Raw genomic sequence first — 20,861 nt, 5'->3', positions numbered from 1 at the left:
CGGGCACGTTTCTTGCGAAACCGGCGCCGGTGGCTCAGGATCTACGGGTGCACGACGAACTTGTTGATCATCTGACGCGATCCACGCCCCTGAACCGGGGCGAGGCGCTGCGGGTGATCCAGGACGTGCTCGCCTACTTCGACGAGACGACCCAGGACTTCGTCCGTCGCCGCCACCGCGAACTCCAGGTCCAGGGCCTGGTCAACGCGGAGATCTTCGAACGGATCGAGGCGGACCTGAGATACCGGGCGGTGGCGCCGCCGGAGCTGACGCTCAGGCAGCTGCGCCGCATGGTCTACGGCTGAGATGCCAGGCTGAGGGATACCTGTATATGTGCGGAATTGTCGGATACATCGGGAAGCGTGACGTAGCCCCGCTGCTGCTCGAAGGCCTGCAGCGGCTGGAGTACCGCGGCTACGACTCCGCGGGCATCGTCGTCAGCTCCCCGAAGACGCCCGGTCTGAAGATGGTCAAGGCCAAGGGCCGGGTACGCGACCTGGAGGCCAAGGTCCCGGCGCGCTTCAAGGGCACCACCGGCATCGCCCACACCCGCTGGGCCACCCACGGCGCCCCCTCCGACGTCAACGCCCACCCGCACATGTCGGCCGACAACAAGGTCGCAGTCGTGCACAACGGCATCATCGACAACGCCGCCGACCTGCGCCGCAAGCTGGAGGCGGACGGCGTCGAGTTTCTCTCCGAGACCGACACCGAGGTCCTCACCCACCTGATCGCCCGCTCCACGGCCGAGAAGCTGGAGGACAAGGTCCGCCAGGCGGTCCGCGTGATCGAGGGCACCTACGGCATCGCCGTCGTGCACGCCGACTTCCCCGACCGCATCGTGGTGGCCCGCAACGGCTCCCCGGTCGTCCTCGGCATCGGCGAGAAGGAGATGTTCGTCGCCTCCGACATCGCCGCCCTGGTCATGCACACCCGCCAGATAGTGACGCTGGACGACGGCGAGATGGCCACGCTCAAGGCCGACGACTTCCGCACCTACACCACCGAGGGCACGCGCACCACCGCCGAGCCCACGACGGTGGAGTGGGAGGCCGAGTCGTACGACATGGGCGGCCACGACACCTACATGCACAAGGAGATCTTCGAGCAGGCCGACGCCGTGGACCGCGTGCTGCGCGGCCGCATCGACGACCGCTTCTCCACCGTGCACCTCGGCGGCCTCAACCTGGACGCCCGCGAGGCCCGGCAGATCCGCCGCGTGAAGATCCTCGGCTGCGGCACCTCGTACCACGCGGGCATGATCGGCGCCCAGATGATCGAGGAGCTGGCCCGTATCCCCGCGGACGCCGAGCCGGCCTCCGAGTTCCGCTACCGCAACGCGGTCGTGGACCCCGACACCCTGTACGTCGCCGTCTCCCAGTCCGGTGAGACGTACGACGTCCTTGCCGCCGTCCAGGAGCTGAAGCGCAAGGGCGCCCGGGTCTTCGGCGTCGTCAACGTGGTCGGCTCGGCGATCGCCCGCGAGGCGGACGCCGGGATCTACGTCCACGCGGGCCCCGAGGTCTGCGTGGTCTCCACCAAGTGCTTCACCAACATGACGGTGGCCTTCGCCCTCCTCGCCCTGCACCTGGGCCGCACCCGTGACCTCTCGGTCCGCGACGGCAAGCGGATCATCGAGGGCCTGCGCAAGCTGCCGGACCAGATCACCGAGATCCTCAAGCAGGAGGAGCAGATCAAGGAGCTGGCCGAGCTGTACGCCGACGCCCGCTCGATGCTCTTCATCGGCCGTGTCCGGGGCTACCCCGTGGCCCGCGAGGCTTCCCTGAAGCTCAAGGAGGTCTCCTACATCCACGCCGAGGCCTACCCCGCCTCCGAGCTGAAGCACGGCCCGCTGGCCCTCATCGAGCCGGCCCTGCCGACGGTCGCGATCGTCCCCGACGACGACCTGCTGGAGAAGAACCGCGCCGCCCTGGAGGAGATCAAGGCCCGCAGCGGCAAGATCCTCGCGGTGGCCCACCAGCACCAGGAGAAGGCGGACCAGACGATCGTCGTCCCGAAGAACGAGGACGAACTGGACCCGATCCTCATGGGCATCCCGCTCCAGCTCCTGGCGTACCACACGGCGAAGGCCCTGGGCCGGGACATTGACAAGCCCCGCAACCTCGCCAAGTCGGTAACGGTGGAGTAGGAAATCCACCGACCGCCGAAGCGATAATTGAGCAACCCCCGCGGCGAGCAACCACGTCCGCGAGAGCGGCGCCGGCTCAGGCGCAAAGAACAGACCCCCACGTGGCCACCTTCACGTGGGGGTCCCTTCAGTGCTGCTCGGATCAGCCGGCGGCCGTCACCCCCCGGCCAGCAGCACGGCCCGGAAGCGCCGTCGGCCAGTGAGCCAGCGCTGCCGTGGCCGCGTACCAGGCCACCGCACCGGACACAGCGGCGACCCAGCCGCCCACCTTGGCCAGAGACGAACTGTCGGCGAAGGCCGCGACAGCCAGCACCAGCATCGCCAGGAACAGCAGCCCGTGCATGACCTGGCCGAGGCTGTCCCCGCCGGCGAGGGTCAGGGTGAGCGCCACCAGGGCGAAGAGGAGCAGGAAGAGTCCGGCCGCGTTGGCGGAGGAATGACCGCCGACCGCCCAGGTGAACCACAGCGCGCCGAGGGCCGCGAAGCCCGTGCCGGAAACGCCGTCGCCGCCGCGGAAGGCCAGCAGGCCGACCAGGAACAGAGCAACTCCGCCCACGTAGTGGGCCACTGACACGGCGTCGGACGCGGCCACACCGTGGATCACGCCTGTCGTACCGAGGCCGAACGCCAACAGGGTGATTCCCAGGGCGAGTCGGCCGACCACCGTAGTACTTCCGTTGTCCACGGCGGGCTCCCTTCATGCTGTGCTGTTGCGCGGGTGACCGATATATGCCCTTCACAAGGGCACAAACCACCTCTACGCGCGAGTAGTTTCGCGCTGCACCAAGGGAGTTGAGGAGCTCAGGGGACGACCGTCACGGAATGACGATCACGGGCCGCTGCGCCCGCTTGGCGAGGCGGCCGGCGACGGAGCCGAAGATCCGGCCGACGATGCCCTGCGTGGAGCCGACGACGATCGCGTCCGCCTCGTACTCCCGCCCCACCTCTTCGAGTTCGTGGCAGATGTCCCCGCCCCGCTCGACCAGGATCCAGGGCACCTCGGCCAGATAGTCCGCACAGGCCAGCTCCAGCCCGAGGACCTCCGTGCGGTGGTCCGGCACGTCGACGAAGACGGGCGGCTCGCAGCCGGCCCACACGGTGGACGGCAGCCGGTTGGCGACATGGACGATGATCAGGCCGGAGTGGGAGCGATGGGCCATCCCGATGGCGTAGGCGAGGGCGCGCTCACTGGAGGTGGAGCCGTCGAAGCCGACGACGACTCCGTGCCGGAACGCGGGGTCGCAGGATGGACGTGGCTCTGCCGCCGCCTGGGGATCGGCCGCCGTGGGGTCGGCGACCGGCCGCTTGCGGTCCGCTGGTTCGAAGAATTCGTGACCGGCCATGGCTGTCTCGGCGTTGTGATCCTTTATGGGTGGGGACGACAGTGTGCGACGGAAGTGTGCGGTGGAGCCGTTCCCAGAGCCGTGTCCGGGAAACATCTTCCCAACCCCATACCCCCAAGGGTACGGCGGCACGCCTCCTGAGCCCAGATCCCGCGCACGCTCCGTAAGCGGCCCCCCGACGTCCGTAGGGGTTCACCGGAGCATGCACGAGCGGCGCCCGTAACGCAATGGTTGCTGGCCCGTACAGGCGGTTTGCACAGGCTCCACATCCGTACGGACAGGATCCGTATCCATACGGATGGTGAGCGAACGGTGACCGTCCGGCCGGACAGGCGTTGAACCGGGCGAGCCAGGGCCGGCACCTCGCCGCCGGCGGGCAGAACGCTTCGGTGCGCAAAGCGGCAGGCCTCACACCCGGGGACAGACACCGGTCGACTGACCTGTTTCCGTACCCCCGAACGTCTCTTTTCGGCCAACTTCTCGATGCCACCCCAGGGGGGTCCCGGGCACCCCCCAACCCCCGTTTGACCTGCACGGAAAGGGTCCACGAGCGGCTGCGCACCCTACGCGGTTCGGCCACTGCCACAAGGCGTACTTCCCTACACCCCTCGCGAGTGCAACGCTTCGTGATCGAATGCTTCACGCCAAGTTGTCATGTCGACAATGTCCGGCGTGTCGAACCGGCCACCGTGAGACCGCGGTAGCCAGTAGATTCGATCTTGACTGTCTTTACGGCGGGGGACTCGTGCAGGACCGAGGGGAAACGTGCAGGAGCGACACAACCGAGGAGCCGCGACCACCGAGGGGGGCTTAGCAGTATGAGCCACGACTCCACTGCCGCGCCGGAAGCCGCGGCCCGGAAACTCTCCGGGCGCCGCCGCAAGGAGATCGTCGCGGTGCTGCTGTTCAGCGGCGGCCCCATCTTCGAGAGTTCCATTCCGCTGTCGGTGTTCGGAATCGACCGCCAGGACGCCGGCGTGCCGCGCTACCGACTGCTGGTGTGCGCCGGCGAGGAGGGCCCGCTGCGGACCACAGGGGGCCTGGAACTCACCGCACCGCATGGGCTGGAGGCGATCTCCCGCGCCGGGACGGTCGTCGTACCGGCCTGGCGGTCGATCACCTCGCCGCCACCGGAGGAGGCGCTCGACGCACTCCGCCGGGCGCACGAGGAGGGGGCCCGCATCGTAGGGCTGTGCACCGGCGCCTTCGTCCTCGCGGCGGCGGGCCTGCTGGACGGCCGCCCGGCGACCACCCACTGGATGTACGCGCCGACGCTGGCCAAGCGCTATCCGTCGGTGCACGTCGATCCACGGGAACTGTTCGTGGACGACGGCGACGTGCTCACCTCAGCGGGTACGGCGGCCGGAATCGATCTCTGTCTCCACATCGTGCGGACGGACCACGGCAACGAGGCGGCCGGCGCGCTCGCCCGGCGCCTGGTGGTCCCGCCGCGCCGTTCGGGCGGCCAGGAGCGCTACCTCGATCGGTCTTTACCGGAGGAGATCGGCGCCGACCCGCTCGCCGAGGTCGTCGCCTGGGCGCTGGAACACCTCCACGAGCAGTTCGACGTGGAGACGCTGGCGGCACGCGCCTACATGAGCCGCCGTACGTTCGACCGCCGGTTCCGCTCGCTCACGGGCAGCGCACCCCTGCAGTGGCTGATCACCCAGCGCGTCCTGCAGGCACAGCGCCTCCTGGAGACGTCGGACTACAGCGTGGACGAGGTGGCGGGCCGCTGCGGCTTCCGCTCGCCGGTGGCCCTGCGCGGCCACTTCCGCCGCCAGCTCGGCTCGTCCCCCGCCGCCTACCGGGCCGCCTACCGCGCCCGCCGGCCGCAGGGCGACAAACCGGGTGAGCCGGAACCCTCGGTCCCCGTACCCGGCGCCCCCACGGGCCTGCCCGCCCCGGGCCCGGTGGGCCACGTACCGGCCCTCCTGCACCCGGACAGCGGCGTACCGATCCAGAGCCGCCGCACTCCGGCGGGCGCGGTGAGCCTGCTGCCGGGGCCGAGGCACGGGAGCTGAGAGTGACCAGGGGGGCGGGCCCGTCCCGCCCCCCTGGTCAGCTCTCGCGCTTCCCCGCAGAGCACTCCGCACAGGGGGACCGAAAAGCTCAGGCCCGCTTTAGGGTGGTCGCATGAACGATCGCATGGTGTGGATCGACTGCGAGATGACCGGCCTCTCGCTGTCCGACGACGCTCTCATCGAGGTGGCCGCCCTCGTCACCGACTCCGAGCTGAACGTACTCGGCGAGGGGGTGGACATCGTCATCCGCCCGCCGGACCAGGCACTGGAGACGATGCCGGAGGTGGTGCGTCAGATGCACACCGCGTCCGGGCTGCTCGCCGAGCTCCCGAACGGCACGACCCTCAAGGACGCCGAGGAGCAGGTGCTGGCGTATGTGAAGAAGTACGTGAAGGAGCCCGGCAAGGCTCCCCTGTGCGGCAACTCCGTCGGCACCGACCGCGGCTTCCTGCTGCGCGACATGCCGACCCTGGAGGACTACCTCCACTACCGGATCGTGGACGTCTCCTCCATCAAGGAGCTGGCCCGCCGCTGGTACCCGAGGGCGTACTTCAACAGCCCGGAGAAGAACGGCAACCACCGGGCCCTCGCCGACATCCGCGAGTCGATCGCCGAGCTGCGCTACTACCGCGAGGCCGTCTTCGTGCCCCAGCCCGGCCCCGACTCCGACACGGCGAAGGCGATCGCCGCCAAACACGTCCTGCCCGCGCAGTAGGGCCCGGGAAAGGTGCTCGCGAAAACGTGTGCGCGAGCACCCCTTCGGACCCTGTAGACTTCTTCTCGGCCGGTCGGGGAAACGACAAGTTCCACCACCGGTCATGGTGGGTGTAGCTCAGCTGGTAGAGCACCTGGTTGTGGTCCAGGATGTCGCGGGTTCGAGTCCCGTCACTCACCCTGATCAGTCGGCCGGTGGCCCGCGCAAGCGGACCACCGGCCGAACTGCTTCTCAGTGCTTACGGCCCCACCCCGCCATACCGCCCGATCGCCACCGGCGACTGCCCTGAGCTGCCGAGGGGCAGACCGTCCAGCAGCCGGCGGACGCGCGGGCAGGCCTCGTCGTCGTCGGCGACATGGCCGAGGATGCCGCTGAGGATCAGCGCCGTGGGACGGGGCCAGGTCGCGTGTCTCCGCGGCGGCCGCGTCGAGTGTCCCCGCGGCGGCTGCGAGGATGCGCTCCGGGTCGTACAGATCGGCGTCCACGTACGCCGTCGCGCCCCCGGCCGGTCCGGACAGGGGCGCGTGATCGCTCATGCGTGGGACTCTCCTCAGCGGAACCGGTCGCGTCCTGATCCAAACCTATGGCTCAACAGCCGCCGCCCGTCCGCCGGTTCGCCTCCTCGCCCGCCAGCAGCCCGATGTCGGACACCGGACCGAGGTGCGCGAGCTTGTCGGGGTTGGTCAGGGCGTGGATCGCCCGGATCACGCCGTCGGCGATGTCGAGTTCGACCACGCTCGCCACGCGCCCCTCGGCGTCGTAGGCCACGGCACCCGGCCGGCCGTTGACCCAGGCAGGCCGGAAGGCGGCCCCGAGCGTCCGGACCCGGCGGAAGCCGCCCACGAGCATCCGGACGACGCGCCACGGCTCCGCCGCCGACGTCCCGAACGCCTGCGCCTTGCCGCCGCCGTCGCCCTGGAACACCACGTCGGGGCTGAGCAGGCCGAGCAGCGCGTCCATGTCACCGCTGTCGGCGGCCTCGAAGAACCTGCGGGCGAGCTCCGCACCCTCGGCCCGCCGCACCGGCGGCGACACCGGCTCGGCCGACCGCCCGTCGGGGGCGACCCGCTTCCTCGCACGGGCGAAGATCTGCCGGCAGTTCGCCTCGGACTTGCCGACGATCCCGGCCACGTCCGGGTAGCCGTACCCGAAGACCTCGCGCAGCACGAACACCGCGCGCTCCACGGGGGTCAGGATCTCCAGCAGCACCAGGAACGCCATCGACAGCGAGTCGGCCAGCTCGGCGTGCTCGGCCGGTCCGGGCCGGTCGGTGGTCGTGACGACCGGCTCCGGCAGCCAGTCGCCCACGTAGGTCTCGCGCCGTACCCGCGCCGAGCCCAGGTGGTTGATGCCGAGCCGGGTGACCGCCGTGGTCAGGTACGCCTTCACGTTCCCGACCGTGGTCCCGGCCCGGTGCGCGCGGGTCAGGCCGAGGAAGGCGTCCTGCACGATGTCCTCGGCATCGCCGACGGATCCGGTCATCCCGTAGGCGATGGAGAACAGCAGCGGCCGGTATCCGTAGGCGTCCGCTCCCGCGGTGACGCGCATCACATCTCTTCCTTTCACAGAACGCCGGGGTCTCTTGTCCTAGAGGGGCGACAGCGCACAGGCAACCACTCAGCAGGGAGAAACCTCATGAACGTCGCTCTGTGGATCGTCGCCGGGCTGCTGGCCGCCGCCTACATCTTCGGCGGCAGCTACAAGCTGGCCACGCCGAAGGAGAAGATCGCCGCCGCCGGAGCCGCCGGGGAATGGGTCAACGACTTCAGCTCCGGCGGCGTCAAGGCCATCGGCGCCCTGGAGATCCTGGGCGGGGCGGGCCTGATCCTGCCCGCCGTGTTCGGCATCGCCCCGGTCCTGGTCCCACTGGCCGCCGCCGGTCTGGTCCTGCTCATGATCGGCGCGGCACTCACCCGCATCCGCCGCCACGAACTCCACCTCGTCCTGGTGGACCTGCTCTACATCGCCCTGGCCGCCTTCGTGGCGTGGGGTCGCCTGTGACCGTAGTCCAGCGCGAGTCTTGAGCCGGTACGTGATGCGATACCACTCCGAGGGGGCTCCCGCGTCGATATCCGCTACCCCTGCGAGGACCAGCGGCAGCCCGAAGGCTACGACGACGCCCGTACCACCAGCTCCGCCGGCAGCACCGCATGCCGGCGCTCCAGCCCGCGCGAGGCAGCCGGGCGGCGGTCGGCGATCTCCGCGAGGAGGAGGTCGATCATCGCGCGGCCCATCTCCTCGATGGGCTGGCGGACGCTGGTCAGCGGCGGGTCCATGTGGTGGGCGATGGCGGAGTCGTCGTAGCCGATCAGCGCCACGTCCTCGGGGATACGGCGGCCGGCCTCGCGCAGCACCTGACGGGCGCCCGCCGCCATCACGTCCGAGCCGGCGAAGACCGCGTCCAGGTCGGGGTGCCTTGCCAGCAGTGCCGTCATCGCGCGCCGGCCGCCCTCCTCCGTGAAGTCGCCGGGTTCGATGAGGAGTTCGTCCACCCCGTGGCCCGCGTCACGCAGGGCGTCGCGGTAGCCGTCGACGCGGCGCTGCGCGCCGTAGACGTCCAGGCGGCCGGTGATGTGGGCGACCCGGCGGCGGCCCCGGGCCAGGAGGTGCTCCACGGCCAGGCGGGCGCCGCCGTAGTTGTCCGAGTCCACCGAGGTGAGCGTCTCGCCGGCCGAGCGCGGGCCGCTGATCACGGCCGGGATCTCCAGCTGGGCCAGCAGGTCGGGCAGCGGGTCGTCGGCATGGACGGAGACCAGGAGGACGCCGTCCACCCGGTGGGCCGCCAGGTACTGGGCGAGGCGCTGGCGGCCCCGGTCGTTGCCCGCGAAGGTCAGCAGCAACTGCATCTCGGTGTCGGCGAGTTCGGCGCCGACACCGCGCAGCATGTCGGAGAAGTACGGCTCGGCGAAGAAGCGGGTCTCCGGTTCCGGGACGACCAGGGCGATCGCGTCCGTGCGGTTGGCGGCCAGTGCACGGGCCGCGGTGTTGGGGACGTAGCCGAGTTCGGCGACGGCCGCCTCGACCGCGGCGCGGGTGGCGTCGCTGACCCGGGGCGAGCCGTTGATCACCCGCGAGACCGTGCCCCGGCCGACCCCGGCCCGTGCGGCGACCTCTTCGAGCGTGGGCCGCCCACCGCTCCGGCCCCGCGCTCCGTGGCTTGCCATGGGCTCCGCCTTTCCGCCGTTCCCTGTGCTGGCCGAATGTAACAGCACCGCTCGTCCGGTTGCCGTCCGTGGGGCTGCCGCCCCCGGACCTCCGCCCCCGGCTAACAGCCCGATAACCGAACGCACTCCTCCGCGCGCACTCCCTTGACACCCCGCCTCGAACCGACGACCCTTCAACACATCACTTGTGGGAGCGCTCCCACACTACCTGACACATACACGTCCCGCACGTTCCCCGCCCGAGCCGCAGCGAGTGACAGACGGGCCCAACAGTGCAGTTGGCCGGGGGGTCGGCACGTCAGGCAACAGGAGGACGCAATGCGCACGAGCATCCGCCGGTCTCGCAGGCTGGGGGCCCTCGCGGCCGTGGCCGCGATGACCACGGGTCTGCTGACCGGCTGCGCCAACGACAGCGGCAGCAAGTCCGACACCTCGGGCGACGGCGGCGGCAAGGGCAAGACCACGATCACCCTGGGTCTGTTCGGCACCATGGGCTTCAAGGAGGCCGGCCTCTACACCGAGTACGAGAAGCTGCACCCGAACATCTCGATCCAGGAGAACGTGATCGAGAAGAACGAGAACTACTACCCGGCCCTGGTCAACCACCTCACCACCAACAGCGGTCTGCAGGACGTCCAGGCCGTCGAAGTCGGCAACATCGCCGAGGTCGTGCAGACCCAGGCGAGCAAGCTGGAGGACCTGTCCAAGGTCGCGGGTGTCGACAAGAGCAACTGGCTGGACTGGAAGTGGCAGCAGGCCACCACCCAGGGCGGCCAGACCATCGGCCTCGGCACCGACATCGGGCCGATGGCGATCTGCTACCGCAAGGACCTGTTCAAGGCGGCCGGCCTGCCCTCCGACCGCGACCAGGTGTCCAAGCTGTGGGCCGGTGACTGGAGCAAGCTCGTCTCCACCGGAGAGCAGTACAAGAAGAAGGCGCCCAGCGGCACCACCTTCATGGACTCCCCCGGCGGTCTGCTCAACGCGATCCTCAGCAGCGCCAGCCAGAAGTTCTACGACGCCTCCGGCAAGGTCATCTACAAGTCGAACCCGGCCGTGCGGAGCGCCTTCAACCTGACCGCGCAGGCCGCCAAGGACGGGCTGGTGCAGTCGCAGCCCCAGTTCCAGCCGGGCTGGGACCAGCTGATCTCCAACAGCAAGTTCGCCGCGGTGGCCTGCCCGCCGTGGATGCTCGGCTACATCAAGGGCAAGTCGAAGGCGGACGCCGCCGGCCAGTGGGACGTGGCCCAGGCGCCGCAGGCCGGCAACTGGGGCGGCACGTTCCTGACCGTGCCCAAGTCCGGCAAGAACGTCACCGAGGCCGAGAAGTTCGTGACCTGGCTGACCGCGCCCGCCCAGCAGGCCAAGCTCTTCGCCGTCCAGGGCAGCTTCCCGAGCGCACCGTCCGCGTACACGATGTCCCAGGTCACCGGCGCGAAGAACCAGATGACCGGGGACGCCCCGATCGGCACGATCTTCGCCCAGGCCGCCAAGTCCATCCCGACCCAGCCGATCGGCCCGAAGGACCAGATCATCCAGCAGGGCCTGACGGACAACGGCGTCATCCTGGTGACCAAGGGCAAGTCCGCTGACGAGGCCTGGTCCACGGCCACCAAGACCATCGACAACAACCTGGAGAATTGAACCCTCCCCCGGCCGGAGCAAGGGGATTCCTGGCTCACGCCGCTCGGTCACTCAGCAAGCGATCGAGTCTTACGCGATCAACACCAGCCGGGTTGGAAGCCCGGTCTAACCGAGATCAAGGATCCAGCCACATGCCTGGTTCTCGCAACGCATCGAGCACAGTTCACCCGATCGTGTGGATGCCTCCTGGGCTCCGGCCTGAAGGCCAACGCCTCGTAGGAGACGTCAGGTGACCGGAACGGCACCCCGGCACGACACCGCCGCGCCCCCCGCGAAGGAGGGGGGCGCGGCCCCGGCCCGCCCCGAGGTGGTGCGGACGGCGGACGAGCGGCGGCGGGCGCGGCTGTCCCGCCGCTGGCAGCGGGACATGCGCTTCAGTCCGTACGCCTTCGTCTCCCCCTTCTTCCTGCTCTTCATCGCCTTCGGGCTGTTCCCGCTGATCTACACGGGCTGGGCCTCGCTGCACACGGTGGAGCTGACCGCGCCCACCGACATGCAGTGGGCGGGGCTGCACAACTACACCCGGATCTTCGACGACGACTTCTTCTGGAACGCGGCGAAGAACACCCTGACCATCGGCATCATCTCGACCGTCCCGCAGCTGGCGATGGCGATGGGGCTCGCCCACATCCTCAACTACAAGCTGCGTGCCTCGACCTTCTTCCGGGTCGTGATGCTGGCGCCGTACGCGACGTCGATCGCCGCCGCCTCGCTGGTCTTCGTGCTGCTCTTCGGCCGTGACTACGGCATGATCAACTGGGCGCTGCACTTCGTCGGCGGCGGCCACATCGACTGGCAGAACGACAAGTGGCCCTCGCAGATCGCGGTCTCCTCGATCGTGGTCTGGCGCTGGACCGGCTACAACGCGCTGATCTACCTGGCGGCGATGCAGGCCGTCCCGCAGGACCTGTACGAGTCGGCGGCGCTGGACGGGGCCAACCGCTGGCAGCAGTTCTTCCATGTGACACTGCCGCAGCTGCGCCCGACGATCCTGTTCACCTGTGTCGTGTCGACGATCGGCGCCTCGCAGCTGTTCGGCGAGCCGCTGATGTTCGACGCCAACAAGGGCGCCTCCGGCGGCGCCGAGCACCAGTTCCAGACGCTCGGCCTGTACCTGTACGAGCAGGGCTGGGTCAACCAGCACCTGGGCCGCGCCTCCGCGATCGCCTGGACGATGTTCCTGATCCTCATCGTGATCGGGATCGTCAACTACGTCATCTCGCGCCGCCTGCGCGAGAGTAGTTAGGAGTACGGCCGTGACGACGACCCTGACCCCGACCACCGGGGCGACGGACAAGGAGCCCGGGCGGCTTCGGCGGCCGAAGGCGGCGCGGGCCGGCGGGACGCTGCACGCGGGCCCCGTCGCCTACGCGGTCCTGATCCTGTTCTCGATCGGCTCGCTGTTCCCGCTGGTGTGGACGGCGATCGCCGCGTCCCGCGACAACAACCGGCTGGCCGAGACCCCGCCGCCGTTCTGGTTCGGCTCGAACCTGGCGCACAACCTGAACGTCGCCTGGAACGACGCCAATCTGGGCAAGGCGTTCGTCAACACCACATTCGTGGCGGGCGTTTCGGCGGGGACCATCGTCTTCCTGTCCACGATCGCCGGGTTCGCCTTCGCCAAGCTGCGGTTCAAGGGCCGTAACGCCATGATGCTGATCGTGATCGGCACGATGATGGTGCCGCCGCAGCTCAGCATCATCCCGCTGTACATGATGGTGGCCAAGCTGGACTGGACCGACCAGTTGCAGGCGGTGATCCTGCCGTCGCTGGTGAGCGCGTTCGGGGTGTTCTTCATGCGGCAGTACCTGATGCAGGCGCTGCCGGACGAGATCATCGAGGCGGCCCGGGTGGACGGCGCGAGCAGTTGGCGTGTGGTGTGGCACGTGGTGTTCCCGGCGGCCCGGCCGGCGATGGCGGTCCTCGGCATGCTGATGTTCGTGCAGACCTGGAACGACTTCCTGTGGCCGTTCCTGGTGCTCACCCAGAACGGCAATCCGACCGTGCAGGTCGCGGTCTCCGCGCTGGGCCGCGGCTACACGCCCGACCAGTCGCTGATCATGGCGGGCGCGCTGCTCGGCACGCTGCCGCTGCTGCTGGTGTTCGCGATCTTCGGCAAGCAGATCGTGGGCGGGATCATGCAGGGCGCGGTCAAGGGCTGAGCACCCGATCGCGCTGAAGGGGGCCGGGCCACCGCCGTCCCGGCTCCCTCGCTCTTCTCACTTCACCGGTCTTCCACGACCTCTTATGGGAGCGCTTCCATGCCTGACTCTGTCTCCTCCGTCACCTTCCCGCCCGCCTTCCTGTGGGGTGCGGCGACCTCGGCGTACCAGATCGAGGGGGCGGTGCGGGAGGACGGCCGTACCCCCTCCATCTGGGACACCTTCAGCCATACGCCGGGCAGGACGGCCGGCGGCGAGACCGGTGACATCGCCGTCGACCACTACCACCGCTTCCGCGACGACGTGGCGCTGATGGCGGAGCTGGGCCTGACCGCGTACCGCTTCTCGGTGTCCTGGCCCCGGGTGCAGCCGACGGGCCGGGGCCCGGCGGTGCAGCGAGGCCTGGACTTCTACCGCCGGCTGGTGGACGAGCTGCTGGCCCATGGCATCAAGCCGGCGCTCACCCTCTACCACTGGGATCTGCCGCAGGAGCTGGAGGACGCGGGCGGCTGGCCGGAGCGGGACACCGCGCTGCGCTTCGCCGAGTACGCGCGCCTGGTCGGGGAGGCCCTCGGCGACCGGGTGGAGCAGTGGATCACCCTCAACGAGCCCTGGTGCAGCGCCTTCCTGGGCTACGGCTCGGGTGTCCACGCCCCCGGCCGTACCGACCCGGTGGCCTCGCTGCGCGCCGCCCACCATCTCAACCTGGGGCACGGACTGGCGGCGTCGGCGCTGCGCTCGGTGATGCCGGCCCGCAACCAGATCGCCGTCAGCCTCAACTCCTCGGTGGTACGGCCGCGTTCGCAGGACCCGGCCGATCTGGCCGCGGCCCGCCGGATCGACGACCTGGCCAACGGGGTCTTCCACGGCCCGATGCTGCACGGCGCCTACCCGGAGTCGCTGCTCACGGCGACGGCCCCGGTCACCGACTGGTCGTACGTCCTGGACGGCGACCTGCGCACGGCGAACGCGGAGCTGGACGCGCTGGGCCTGAACTACTACACCCCGACGCTGGTCTCGGCCGCGTCCTGCGACGTCACCGGCCCGCGGGCGGACGGCCACGGCAGCAGCGACCACTCCCCCTGGCCGGGCGCCGACGACGTGCTGTTCCACCAGACTCCGGGCGAGCGCACGGAGATGGGCTGGACGATCGACCCGAGCGGCCTGTACGACCTGATCATGCGCTACACGCGCGAGGCCCCGGGCCTGCCGCTGTACGTCACCGAGAACGGCGCGGCCTACGACGACAAGCCCGACCCCGACGGCCGCGTCCACGACCCCGACCGCATCGCCTATCTGCACAGCCACCTCGCGGCGGTCCGCCGGGCGATAACCGACGGTGCCGATGTGCGCGGCTACTACCTGTGGTCCCTGATGGACAACTTCGAGTGGGCGTACGGCTACGGCAAGCGTTTCGGCGCGGTGTACGTGGACTACGCGACGCTGGAGCGCACCCCGAAGTCGAGTGCCCGGTGGTACGGGGAGGTGGCCCGGACGGGGACGCTGTCGCCTGCGGACTCGGCCGCCTGAAAGACGGGGCGCGGCCCGTCGTGGGGGCGGGCCGTACCTCCATAGGGATGATCACGCCGGACTGATCAATTGAAGGCGCCGAAGGCCTTCGAGAAGGCGAACGGGGCCTGGACGATGGAGCTGCAGGTGGGGTCGGCGGAGTTCTTCGCGCCGCCGGCGCACTGCTTGTCGCGGGCCGCCGACCACATGGAGAGCCCGCCGAGGCCCTTGGACCTGGCGAAGTCCACCAGCTGGGTGGCGTCGTCGACCTTGAAGATCTCGGCGGAGACGTCGTTGACCCCGATCATCGGAGTGATCGCGACGGCCTTCCACGCGGCCGCGTCGGACAGCCCGAGCACGCCCTTGATCTGGGCCTGGGTGGCGGTGGCGGCCTGCTGGGCATAGTCGCCCATGTCGCCGTTGTACGAGGCGCCGTAGTCCATCGCCATGATGTTGACGGTGGAGACCTTCACTCCGTTGGACTTGGCGTTCGACACCAGGTTCACACCGTCCTGGGTGAGGCCCTCGGGCATCACCGGCAGGGTGAAGGAGACGTCCAGGCCCGGGTGCTGCGCCTGGAGCTTCGCTATCGCCTTCGCCCGCAGGGTGTTGGCCGCCGTGTTCGGCAGCGCGCCGCCCTCGACGTCGAAGTCGACCTTGGTCAGCTTGAACGCGTCGATCGCCTTGCCGTACGCCGTCGCCAGCGCGTCCGCCGAGGAGCAGGTGGTGGCCAGCTCGGAGCCGGAGGCGCCGCCGAAGGAGACCCGGACGTCACCGCCCTTGGCCCGCAGGGCGCCGATCTGCGCCGCCACGGCATCGCTGGTCAGGTCGGTCACGCCGCCCCACTTGGGGGTGCAGCCGCCGCCGTCGGTGATGAAGGCGAGGTTGTAGTTCTTCACCCCGGTCGCGTCCGCCGCGCCGACCAGGTCGAAGGCCGGGTAGAGCGAGGTGTCGACGTAGGGGGCGAAGCCGGCGGAGGCGGTGGTGCCGCTGCCGGTGCCGGTCGTGGGGCCGGCGGTGGGGGTGGGAGTGGTGGTCTTCGTGACCGTCGGGGTGGGGGCCGGGGACGGGGACCGGGTGTCGGTGGGGCGGCCGCTCGGCTCGGGGGTGGGGCCGCTGTCCGCCGAGCACGGGGAGTTGTCGATACGACAGCCGGTCGGGGCGCCGCTGCCGTCGACCACGAAGCCGACGGTCACGGACTTGCCCGGGGCGAGGCCCTCGGTGTCCCACTTCGCGGGCTGCACGGTGACGTGCGAACCGCTCACGCTCGACTCGCCGTTCCACAGCGAGCTGAGCCTGGCGCCCGCCGGGAGGTCGAACTCCAGCGTCCAGCTCTTCTCCTGCGAGCCGCTGTTGTTGGTGACGACGTACTGGGCGGTGTAGCCGGTCGACCAGTCGCTGGTCCTCGTGTACGCGGCGTTCACCCCGGCCGCGTTCGCGGTACCGGTGAGCAGGACCGCGCCGCCGCCCGCGACGGCCGCGGCCACGAGGCCGCCGATCGCCTTGTTCCTGCCACTGATCCTGCGCCGGTGCGTGCTCATGCGCCTGCCTGCCTTCGATGCTCACGGGGGTGGGGTGCGGCAGCACGCTAGCGAGCCGGAATCGGACAAACGGCCTGATCGGGACGGCCGTTGCAGACCTTAGGGTGCGCTTAAGGAAGGGATCGGGGACGGTTAATGGTCGAGACCAGTCGGGACCGGTCTGCCCGGTCGGCGGCGGCGCACACCGCCGCGGTGTCCCCGCCCGACCGGCCGGCGTCCGTCCAGCTGGAACCAGATCCGCACCTCGGTCCCGCCCAGCACCGAGGAGCCGATGCGCACGTCCCCGCCGGTGGACTCGGCGAGCCGGCGCACGATGTCGAGGCCCAGTCCGGTCGAGCCGGCGCTGCCCGAGCCGCGGCCCCGGGCCATCGCGGCGTCCGGGTCGGATATGCCGGGGCCCGCGTCGGAGACCAGCACGATCACCGCGTCCTCGCCGTTGTGCACGTCGACCGCGAAGGCGGTGCCCTCGGCGGTGTGCCGGAAGACGTTGCCGAGCAGGGCGTCGAGCGCGGCGGCCAGATCGGCGCGGGCCACGGGTGTCCGCACCGGTCTCTCGACGCCGGCCACCCGCCATTTCCGGCCCTCGTCCTCGGCGAGCGCGGACCAGAACTCCATGCGTTCGCGCACCACTTCGGCCGCGTCGCACCCGGCACCGGGCCCGGCCGCGGCCGTCTGCGGCTTGGCCTCCCGGGCGGTGCGGATGATGGTGTCGACCTCGCGCTCCAGCTGGGCGACGGCGGCCCGGGTCTGCTCGGCGGCCGGTCCGGCGCCGAGGGAGGCCGCGTTCAGCCGGAGGACGGTGAGGGGAGTGCGCAGGCGGTGAGAGAGGTCGGCCGCCAACTCCCTTTCATTGGCGAGAAGTTGTACGACCTGGTCGGCCATGGAGTTGAACGCGGCGGCGGCGAGCCTGAGTTCGGTGGGGCCGTCCTCCGGCACCCGGGAGCCCAGCTTGCCCTCGCCCAGTTCGTGCGCGCCCCGCACCAGCCGCTGCGCGGGCCGCACCATGCGCACCCCGAGCCGGTCGGCGACGGCGACCGAGCCGACGATCAGCGCGAGACCGACGGCCGCGAGCACCGCCCAGGCCGTGCCGACACCATGGGTGACCTCGGACTCGGGGACGTAGACCTCGACGACCGCGATGGTGCCGGAGCCGAGCGCGACCGGCTGGAGCAGGGTGGAGCCGCCCGGGACGGAGGTCGTCGAGGCCCGGCCCATGCGCCGCACGGCCTCGATGTCACGGCCGGCGGCGCGCTGTCTGCCGAGGTCGAGCGCGGGGCGGCCGTCGGCGGCGGGCAGGTGCACGGCCATCCCGGAGTCGGCGCCGGCCGAGGCCACCACGCGCTCCAGCTTGTCCCGGTCGGTGGTGATGGACAGCGCGGGCGCGACGGCGGCGGCCTCCCGCTCGGCGCCTGTGAACGCCCGGTCGCGGGCCATCTCCTTGACGACCAGTCCGAGCGGCACGGCGAAGGCGACCACGACCATCGTGGTGACCGCCAGGCACACCTTGACCAGGGCCCACCTCATCGCACCGGCACCCCGTCCGCAGGAGGAGCCGCCGGGGGTTCGAGCTTCACGCCGACACCCCGGAGGGTGTGCAGATAACGCGGCTGAGCGGCCGTCTCCCCCAATTTGCGGCGCAACCAGGACAGATGCACATCGATGGTCTGGTCGTCGCCGTAGGACTGCTGCCAGACCTCGGCGAGGAGTTCCTTGCGCGGGACGACGACCCCGGGCCGGCCGGCCAGGAAGGCGAGCAGGTCGAACTCCCGGCGGGTGAGGTCGAGGCGGACCCCGTCCAGCTCGGCCTGGCGGCGCAGCGGATCGACGCTCAGGCCGCCGACCCGGAGCACCGGGGAGGACGGGGGCTCGGCACCGGCGGACCGGGCGCGGCGCAGCACGGCGGCGATCCGGGCGGACAGGTGCTCGACCGAGAACGGCTTGGTCAGATAGTCGTCCGCCCCCGCGTTCAGCAGCCGGACGATCTCCGTCTCGTCGTCCCGGGCGGTGGCGATGATGACCGGCACGTCGGTGATGCCGCGCAGCATCTTCAGGGCCTCGGAGCCGTCCAGGTCCGGCAGTCCGAGGTCCAGGACGACCACGTCGAAGCGGAGATGGGCGACCTCGCGCAGCGCCTCCAGCGCCGTACCGACACTGCGCACGGTGTGCGCGGCGTCGGTCAGATGCCGGATCAGCGCCGAGCGTACGAACTGGTCGTCCTCGACCACGAGCACACTTGCCATGCGCCGCACCGTACGCCATGCCGGCGGACCCCGTTCGGGCCTGTGGACAACTCGGGGCTTGTGGACAACCCGTGTGGGTGGTGAGGCAGTATGGCCCGCGATGCGCAGAGGACTCGTACCGGTGATGGCGTGGCTGCTCGCGACGGGAGCGGCGGTCACGCTGTCGTGGTGGGGTGTGCACACGGTCATGGCCGGGACGGCGTACGACCCGCCGCGCGCCCTGCCGGTCACGGCGGCCGACGCGAAGAACCAGGCCTCGACGCCCGCGCCCCCACCGCCGTCGTCCTCCGTCTCCCCCTCGCGGACACAGTCACCACGCCCGACGCCCACACCTTCACGCACCCCGGCCCACACCCCGAGCCCATCTGCGACCACCTCCGGCCAGGTCAAGGCGTACGACACCGACGGCGGCCGGGCGGTGTTCGACCTGGGCGCGGCCGGCGCCACGTTCGTCTCGGCGACACCGGGGGCCGGCTGGTCGATGCAGGTGTGGAAGACGGACACCTGGATCCGGGTGGAGTTCACCCGGGGCACGGACCGGGTGTCGGTGTTCTGCACCTGGCACGACGGGCCGCCGCATGTGGAGGTCGGGAACTACTGAGGGACCGGCCTACCGGAACACCGACGGCGGCGGCGCGGGCGACGCCACGGCTGCCGCGTCCGTCACGGGTACGGCCCCGCCGGTGAAGTCCAGGAGCGGCTTGCCGTGTTCGAGGCGGGCCGGGTGGGGGTCGGAGGCGGCGCGGCGGGTGAGTTCGGCGAGCGGGAGCGGGGCGTCCGAGGCCACGAGGATCGCGTTGCCGAAGCGCTTGCCGCGCAGCACGGCCGCGTCGGCGATCAGCGCGAGCTCCGCGAACCGGGCGGCGGCGGTGGCGATCTGGCCGCGCAGATGCGCGAGCGGCGGGCCGTCGGCGAGGTTCGCGGCGTAGACCCCGGAGGGCCGCAGCGCGCGGCGGACCTCGTCCAGGAACTCGGTGGACGTGAGGTGGGCCGGGGTGCGGGCGCCGCTGAAGACGTCGGCGATGATCAGGTCCGCCCAGCCGTCGGGGACTTTGCCGAGCCCCGCGCGCGCGTCCACCGACCGGACCCTGATCCGGGCGTTCGGATCCAACGGCAGCTCCCGGCGCACCAGTTGGACCAGGCTCGCGTCCCGCTCGACGACCTGCTGGGTGGAGCGGGGCCGGGTGGCGGCGACGTACCGGGCGAGGGTGAGCGCGCCGCCGCCGAGGTGCACGGCGTGCACGGGCTTGCCGGGCGGGGCGACGAGGTCGATGACATGGCCGAGGCGGCGCTGGTACTCGAAGGAGAGATACGCCGGGTCGTCCAGGTCGACGTGCGACTGCGGGGCGCCGTCGATCAGCAGGGTCCAGGCACGGCCGCGGTCGGGATCGGGGACGAGCTGGGCGAGACCGCCGTCGACCGCCTCCACGACGGGTTCCACGGCGGCCGGCCCGCGCCGCGTGCGCCCGGTGTCCTTCGTGCTCCGCGTACTCCTCGACCTGCCCACCGGCCCATTTTCGCAGGTGCCGGGGCCGGGTGCCTCACCGGCGGCTGTCGGCCGCCTCGATCAGCCGGGCCGCCTCGCCGAGCGCCCTGCGCAGCACCACGGGGTCGGTGGCGAGGTCGGCCTCGCCGGGAGGCAGCAGCCAGTCCGAGCCCTCCACCGGCGGTTCGGGGGTCAGTCGCATGCCGCGCCCGTCGGTCTCCGTGCAGGTGCTGCCCGGGACGTCCCAGCAGGCCGCGGTGCCGGCCGGGACCAGGAAGCCGAGGGTGCCGCAGCCGTCGTCGTGCAGCACGGGTCCCATCGTGTCGCCGGAACCGCGCCGCAGGATGTCGACCGCCTCCAGTCCCTGCCGGGCGGGCACCGTCACGAGGTCGCACGCCGCCGTGTCCGCGCCACCCCCCGCGTCCGACGACGGCGACGTACAGCGTTCGTTGCTCTGGCTGGTCTCCATCCCGGCCTCCACCACACAGCACTGTTGCGGTCCAACCTGTCCAACGCGCGAGCCCGTCAACGGCTACGGCACAAGTGCGCCGCAAAGGATGGCACTTCATGGCAGATCGTGGATGAGATATCCGGTTTGTAGCCAAACACCGCGTGGCGGGTCCGTCACAGCAGGTACGTTCATGCCCGGTTCGACGGTTCGCACGAGAGGACCCGGCCATGGCGTCGTCAACCGTGACCTCGTCACAGCCCGACCGGCCACTGCGGCCCAACCTCGCCTTCCGGCAGTTGCGCGGCAGGCGCTCACCGGCCGAGTTCGCGGCGCTCGTACGGCGCGCCGCGCGCGAGATCGGTGAGCGGGTGAGTTGTGACGCGCGTTACGTCGGCAGGGTCGAGGCGGGCGAGATCCGCTGCCCGAACTACGC

The 20,861-nt window shown here is 70.7% G+C and carries 19 protein-coding genes, 1 tRNA gene and 2 pseudogenes; 12 read left to right on the top strand and 10 right to left on the bottom strand.

Going from position 1 to position 20,861, the window contains the following annotated elements; all coding sequences use genetic code 11:
* The first annotated feature begins 47 nt into the window (after positions 1-47).
* Complete coding sequence (locus LE548_RS10120) at positions 48-305, top strand: hypothetical protein (protein WP_225096336.1); 258 nt, start codon at positions 48-50, stop codon at positions 303-305.
* 26 nt (positions 306-331) lie between these two features.
* Positions 332-2,149 carry a glutamine--fructose-6-phosphate transaminase (isomerizing) gene (gene glmS / locus LE548_RS10115; RefSeq protein ID WP_225096335.1) on the top strand — a complete coding sequence of 606 codons (1,818 nt, stop codon included), beginning with the start codon at positions 332-334 and terminating at the stop codon, positions 2,147-2,149.
* Positions 2,150-2,291: 142 nt separating this feature from the next.
* Here the strand turns inward: glmS and LE548_RS10110 are convergent, their stop codons facing one another.
* The gene (locus LE548_RS10110; RefSeq protein ID WP_225096334.1) at positions 2,292-2,834 is read right to left on the bottom strand and encodes a GPR1/FUN34/YaaH family transporter; all 543 of its coding nucleotides are present in this window, start codon (positions 2,832-2,834) and stop codon (positions 2,292-2,294) included.
* 130 nt (positions 2,835-2,964) lie between these two features.
* The gene (locus tag LE548_RS10105) at positions 2,965-3,492 is read right to left on the bottom strand and encodes a universal stress protein (protein WP_225096333.1); all 528 of its coding nucleotides are present in this window, start codon (positions 3,490-3,492) and stop codon (positions 2,965-2,967) included.
* A gap of 818 nt (positions 3,493-4,310) precedes the next feature.
* Here LE548_RS10105 and LE548_RS10100 point away from each other — a divergent pair.
* The 3 genes from LE548_RS10100 to LE548_RS10090 all read left to right on the top strand — a co-directional run bounded on the left by LE548_RS10100 (position 4,311) and on the right by LE548_RS10090 (position 6,410).
* Positions 4,311-5,516, top strand: a complete 1,206-nt coding sequence (locus LE548_RS10100) for a helix-turn-helix domain-containing protein (RefSeq protein WP_225096332.1) — start codon at positions 4,311-4,313, stop codon at positions 5,514-5,516.
* Positions 5,517-5,628: 112 nt separating this feature from the next.
* Complete coding sequence (orn, locus tag LE548_RS10095) at positions 5,629-6,231, top strand: oligoribonuclease (RefSeq protein WP_225096331.1); 603 nt, start codon at positions 5,629-5,631, stop codon at positions 6,229-6,231.
* 106 nt (positions 6,232-6,337) lie between these two features.
* Positions 6,338-6,410 (top strand) — tRNA-His (locus LE548_RS10090).
* 110 nt (positions 6,411-6,520) lie between these two features.
* Here LE548_RS10090 and LE548_RS10085 read toward each other — a convergent pair.
* Together LE548_RS10085 and sigJ are read right to left on the bottom strand one after the other, a co-directional pair.
* Positions 6,521-6,731: pseudogene (locus tag LE548_RS10085) on the bottom strand (SAM-dependent methyltransferase); the annotation flags it as partial.
* An 88-nt stretch (positions 6,732-6,819) separates the two neighbouring features.
* Positions 6,820-7,779 carry an RNA polymerase sigma factor SigJ gene (gene sigJ, locus LE548_RS10080; protein WP_225096330.1) on the bottom strand — a complete coding sequence of 320 codons (960 nt, stop codon included), beginning with the start codon at positions 7,777-7,779 and terminating at the stop codon, positions 6,820-6,822.
* Positions 7,780-7,866: 87 nt separating this feature from the next.
* Here sigJ and LE548_RS10075 point away from each other — a divergent pair, with 87 nt between their 5' ends.
* Entirely contained in the window at positions 7,867-8,232 is a 366-nt protein-coding gene (locus tag LE548_RS10075) for a DoxX family protein (protein WP_225096329.1), read from the top strand.
* Between the two features lie 107 nt (positions 8,233-8,339).
* Here LE548_RS10075 and LE548_RS10070 read toward each other — a convergent pair whose 3' ends face one another.
* A complete protein-coding gene (locus tag LE548_RS10070; protein WP_225096328.1) occupies positions 8,340-9,395 on the bottom strand; it encodes a LacI family DNA-binding transcriptional regulator in 1,056 nt (351 codons plus the stop codon).
* A gap of 318 nt (positions 9,396-9,713) precedes the next feature.
* Between LE548_RS10070 and LE548_RS10065 the strand changes: the two genes are divergently transcribed.
* From LE548_RS10065 to LE548_RS10050, 4 genes are all read left to right on the top strand, one after another.
* The gene (locus LE548_RS10065) at positions 9,714-11,039 is read left to right on the top strand and encodes an extracellular solute-binding protein (RefSeq protein ID WP_225096327.1); all 1,326 of its coding nucleotides are present in this window, start codon (positions 9,714-9,716) and stop codon (positions 11,037-11,039) included.
* Between the two features lie 229 nt (positions 11,040-11,268).
* Positions 11,269-12,285, top strand: coding sequence for a carbohydrate ABC transporter permease (locus LE548_RS10060; protein WP_225096326.1), 1,017 nt, complete (start codon positions 11,269-11,271; stop codon positions 12,283-12,285).
* Positions 12,286-12,295: 10 nt separating this feature from the next.
* Positions 12,296-13,201, top strand: a complete 906-nt coding sequence (locus tag LE548_RS10055) for a carbohydrate ABC transporter permease (protein WP_225096325.1) — start codon at positions 12,296-12,298, stop codon at positions 13,199-13,201.
* 99 nt (positions 13,202-13,300) lie between these two features.
* Entirely contained in the window at positions 13,301-14,731 is a 1,431-nt protein-coding gene (locus tag LE548_RS10050; RefSeq protein WP_225096324.1) for a GH1 family beta-glucosidase, read from the top strand.
* A 65-nt stretch (positions 14,732-14,796) separates the two neighbouring features.
* Here the strand turns inward: LE548_RS10050 and LE548_RS10045 are convergent, their stop codons facing one another.
* From LE548_RS10045 to LE548_RS10035, 3 genes are all read right to left on the bottom strand, one after another.
* Entirely contained in the window at positions 14,797-16,251 is a 1,455-nt protein-coding gene (locus LE548_RS10045) for a cellulose binding domain-containing protein (protein WP_225096323.1), read from the bottom strand.
* Positions 16,252-16,383: 132 nt separating this feature from the next.
* Entirely contained in the window at positions 16,384-17,775 is a 1,392-nt protein-coding gene (locus LE548_RS10040; protein ID WP_225096322.1) for a HAMP domain-containing sensor histidine kinase, read from the bottom strand.
* Positions 17,772-18,491 (bottom strand): response regulator transcription factor, encoded by a 720-nt coding sequence (locus LE548_RS10035; RefSeq protein ID WP_225096321.1) that lies wholly within the window; start codon positions 18,489-18,491, stop codon positions 17,772-17,774. The genes LE548_RS10040 and LE548_RS10035 overlap by 4 nt, the downstream gene beginning before the upstream one ends.
* A gap of 100 nt (positions 18,492-18,591) precedes the next feature.
* Here LE548_RS10035 and LE548_RS10030 point away from each other — a divergent pair, with 100 nt between their 5' ends.
* On the top strand, positions 18,592-19,092 hold the full coding sequence (locus tag LE548_RS10030; RefSeq protein WP_225096320.1) for a hypothetical protein: 501 nt from the start codon (positions 18,592-18,594) through the stop codon (positions 19,090-19,092).
* A 9-nt stretch (positions 19,093-19,101) separates the two neighbouring features.
* On the opposite strand, the gene LE548_RS10025 is transcribed toward LE548_RS10030, so the two are convergent.
* Both LE548_RS10025 and LE548_RS10020 read right to left on the bottom strand, forming a co-directional pair.
* A complete protein-coding gene (locus LE548_RS10025; RefSeq protein WP_374116050.1) occupies positions 19,102-19,998 on the bottom strand; it encodes a spermidine synthase in 897 nt (298 codons plus the stop codon).
* 34 nt (positions 19,999-20,032) lie between these two features.
* Complete coding sequence (locus tag LE548_RS10020; protein ID WP_225096318.1) at positions 20,033-20,446, bottom strand: hypothetical protein; 414 nt, start codon at positions 20,444-20,446, stop codon at positions 20,033-20,035.
* Between the two features lie 209 nt (positions 20,447-20,655).
* Between LE548_RS10020 and LE548_RS10015 the strand changes: the two are divergent.
* Positions 20,656-20,861: pseudogene (locus LE548_RS10015) on the top strand (hypothetical protein); the annotation flags it as partial.

Source organism: Streptomyces sp. CoH27 (genome assembly GCF_020181035.1).
GTDB classification, from domain to species: Bacteria; Actinomycetota; Actinomycetes; order Streptomycetales; family Streptomycetaceae; genus Streptomyces; species Streptomyces camelliae.
This window is presented reverse-complemented; position numbering and strand designations above follow the sequence as displayed.

Coding starts and splice junctions, on each gene's coding strand:
- glmS (WP_225096335.1), top strand. CDS start 332: ATGTGCGGAATTGTCGGATACATCGGGAAGCGTGACGTAGCCCCGCTG.
- LE548_RS10105 (WP_225096333.1), bottom strand. CDS start 3,492: ATGGCCGGTCACGAATTCTTCGAACCAGCGGACCGCAAGCGGCCGGTC.
- LE548_RS10100 (WP_225096332.1), top strand. CDS start 4,311: ATGAGCCACGACTCCACTGCCGCGCCGGAAGCCGCGGCCCGGAAACTC.
- orn (WP_225096331.1), top strand. CDS start 5,629: ATGAACGATCGCATGGTGTGGATCGACTGCGAGATGACCGGCCTCTCG.
- sigJ (WP_225096330.1), bottom strand. CDS start 7,779: ATGCGCGTCACCGCGGGAGCGGACGCCTACGGATACCGGCCGCTGCTG.
- LE548_RS10075 (WP_225096329.1), top strand. CDS start 7,867: ATGAACGTCGCTCTGTGGATCGTCGCCGGGCTGCTGGCCGCCGCCTAC.
- LE548_RS10070 (WP_225096328.1), bottom strand. CDS start 9,395: ATGGCAAGCCACGGAGCGCGGGGCCGGAGCGGTGGGCGGCCCACGCTC.
- LE548_RS10065 (WP_225096327.1), top strand. CDS start 9,714: ATGCGCACGAGCATCCGCCGGTCTCGCAGGCTGGGGGCCCTCGCGGCC.
- LE548_RS10050 (WP_225096324.1), top strand. CDS start 13,301: ATGCCTGACTCTGTCTCCTCCGTCACCTTCCCGCCCGCCTTCCTGTGG.
- LE548_RS10045 (WP_225096323.1), bottom strand. CDS start 16,251: ATGAGCACGCACCGGCGCAGGATCAGTGGCAGGAACAAGGCGATCGGC.
- LE548_RS10040 (WP_225096322.1), bottom strand. CDS start 17,775: ATGAGGTGGGCCCTGGTCAAGGTGTGCCTGGCGGTCACCACGATGGTC.
- LE548_RS10035 (WP_225096321.1), bottom strand. CDS start 18,491: ATGGCAAGTGTGCTCGTGGTCGAGGACGACCAGTTCGTACGCTCGGCG.
- LE548_RS10030 (WP_225096320.1), top strand. CDS start 18,592: ATGCGCAGAGGACTCGTACCGGTGATGGCGTGGCTGCTCGCGACGGGA.
- LE548_RS10020 (WP_225096318.1), bottom strand. CDS start 20,446: ATGGAGACCAGCCAGAGCAACGAACGCTGTACGTCGCCGTCGTCGGAC.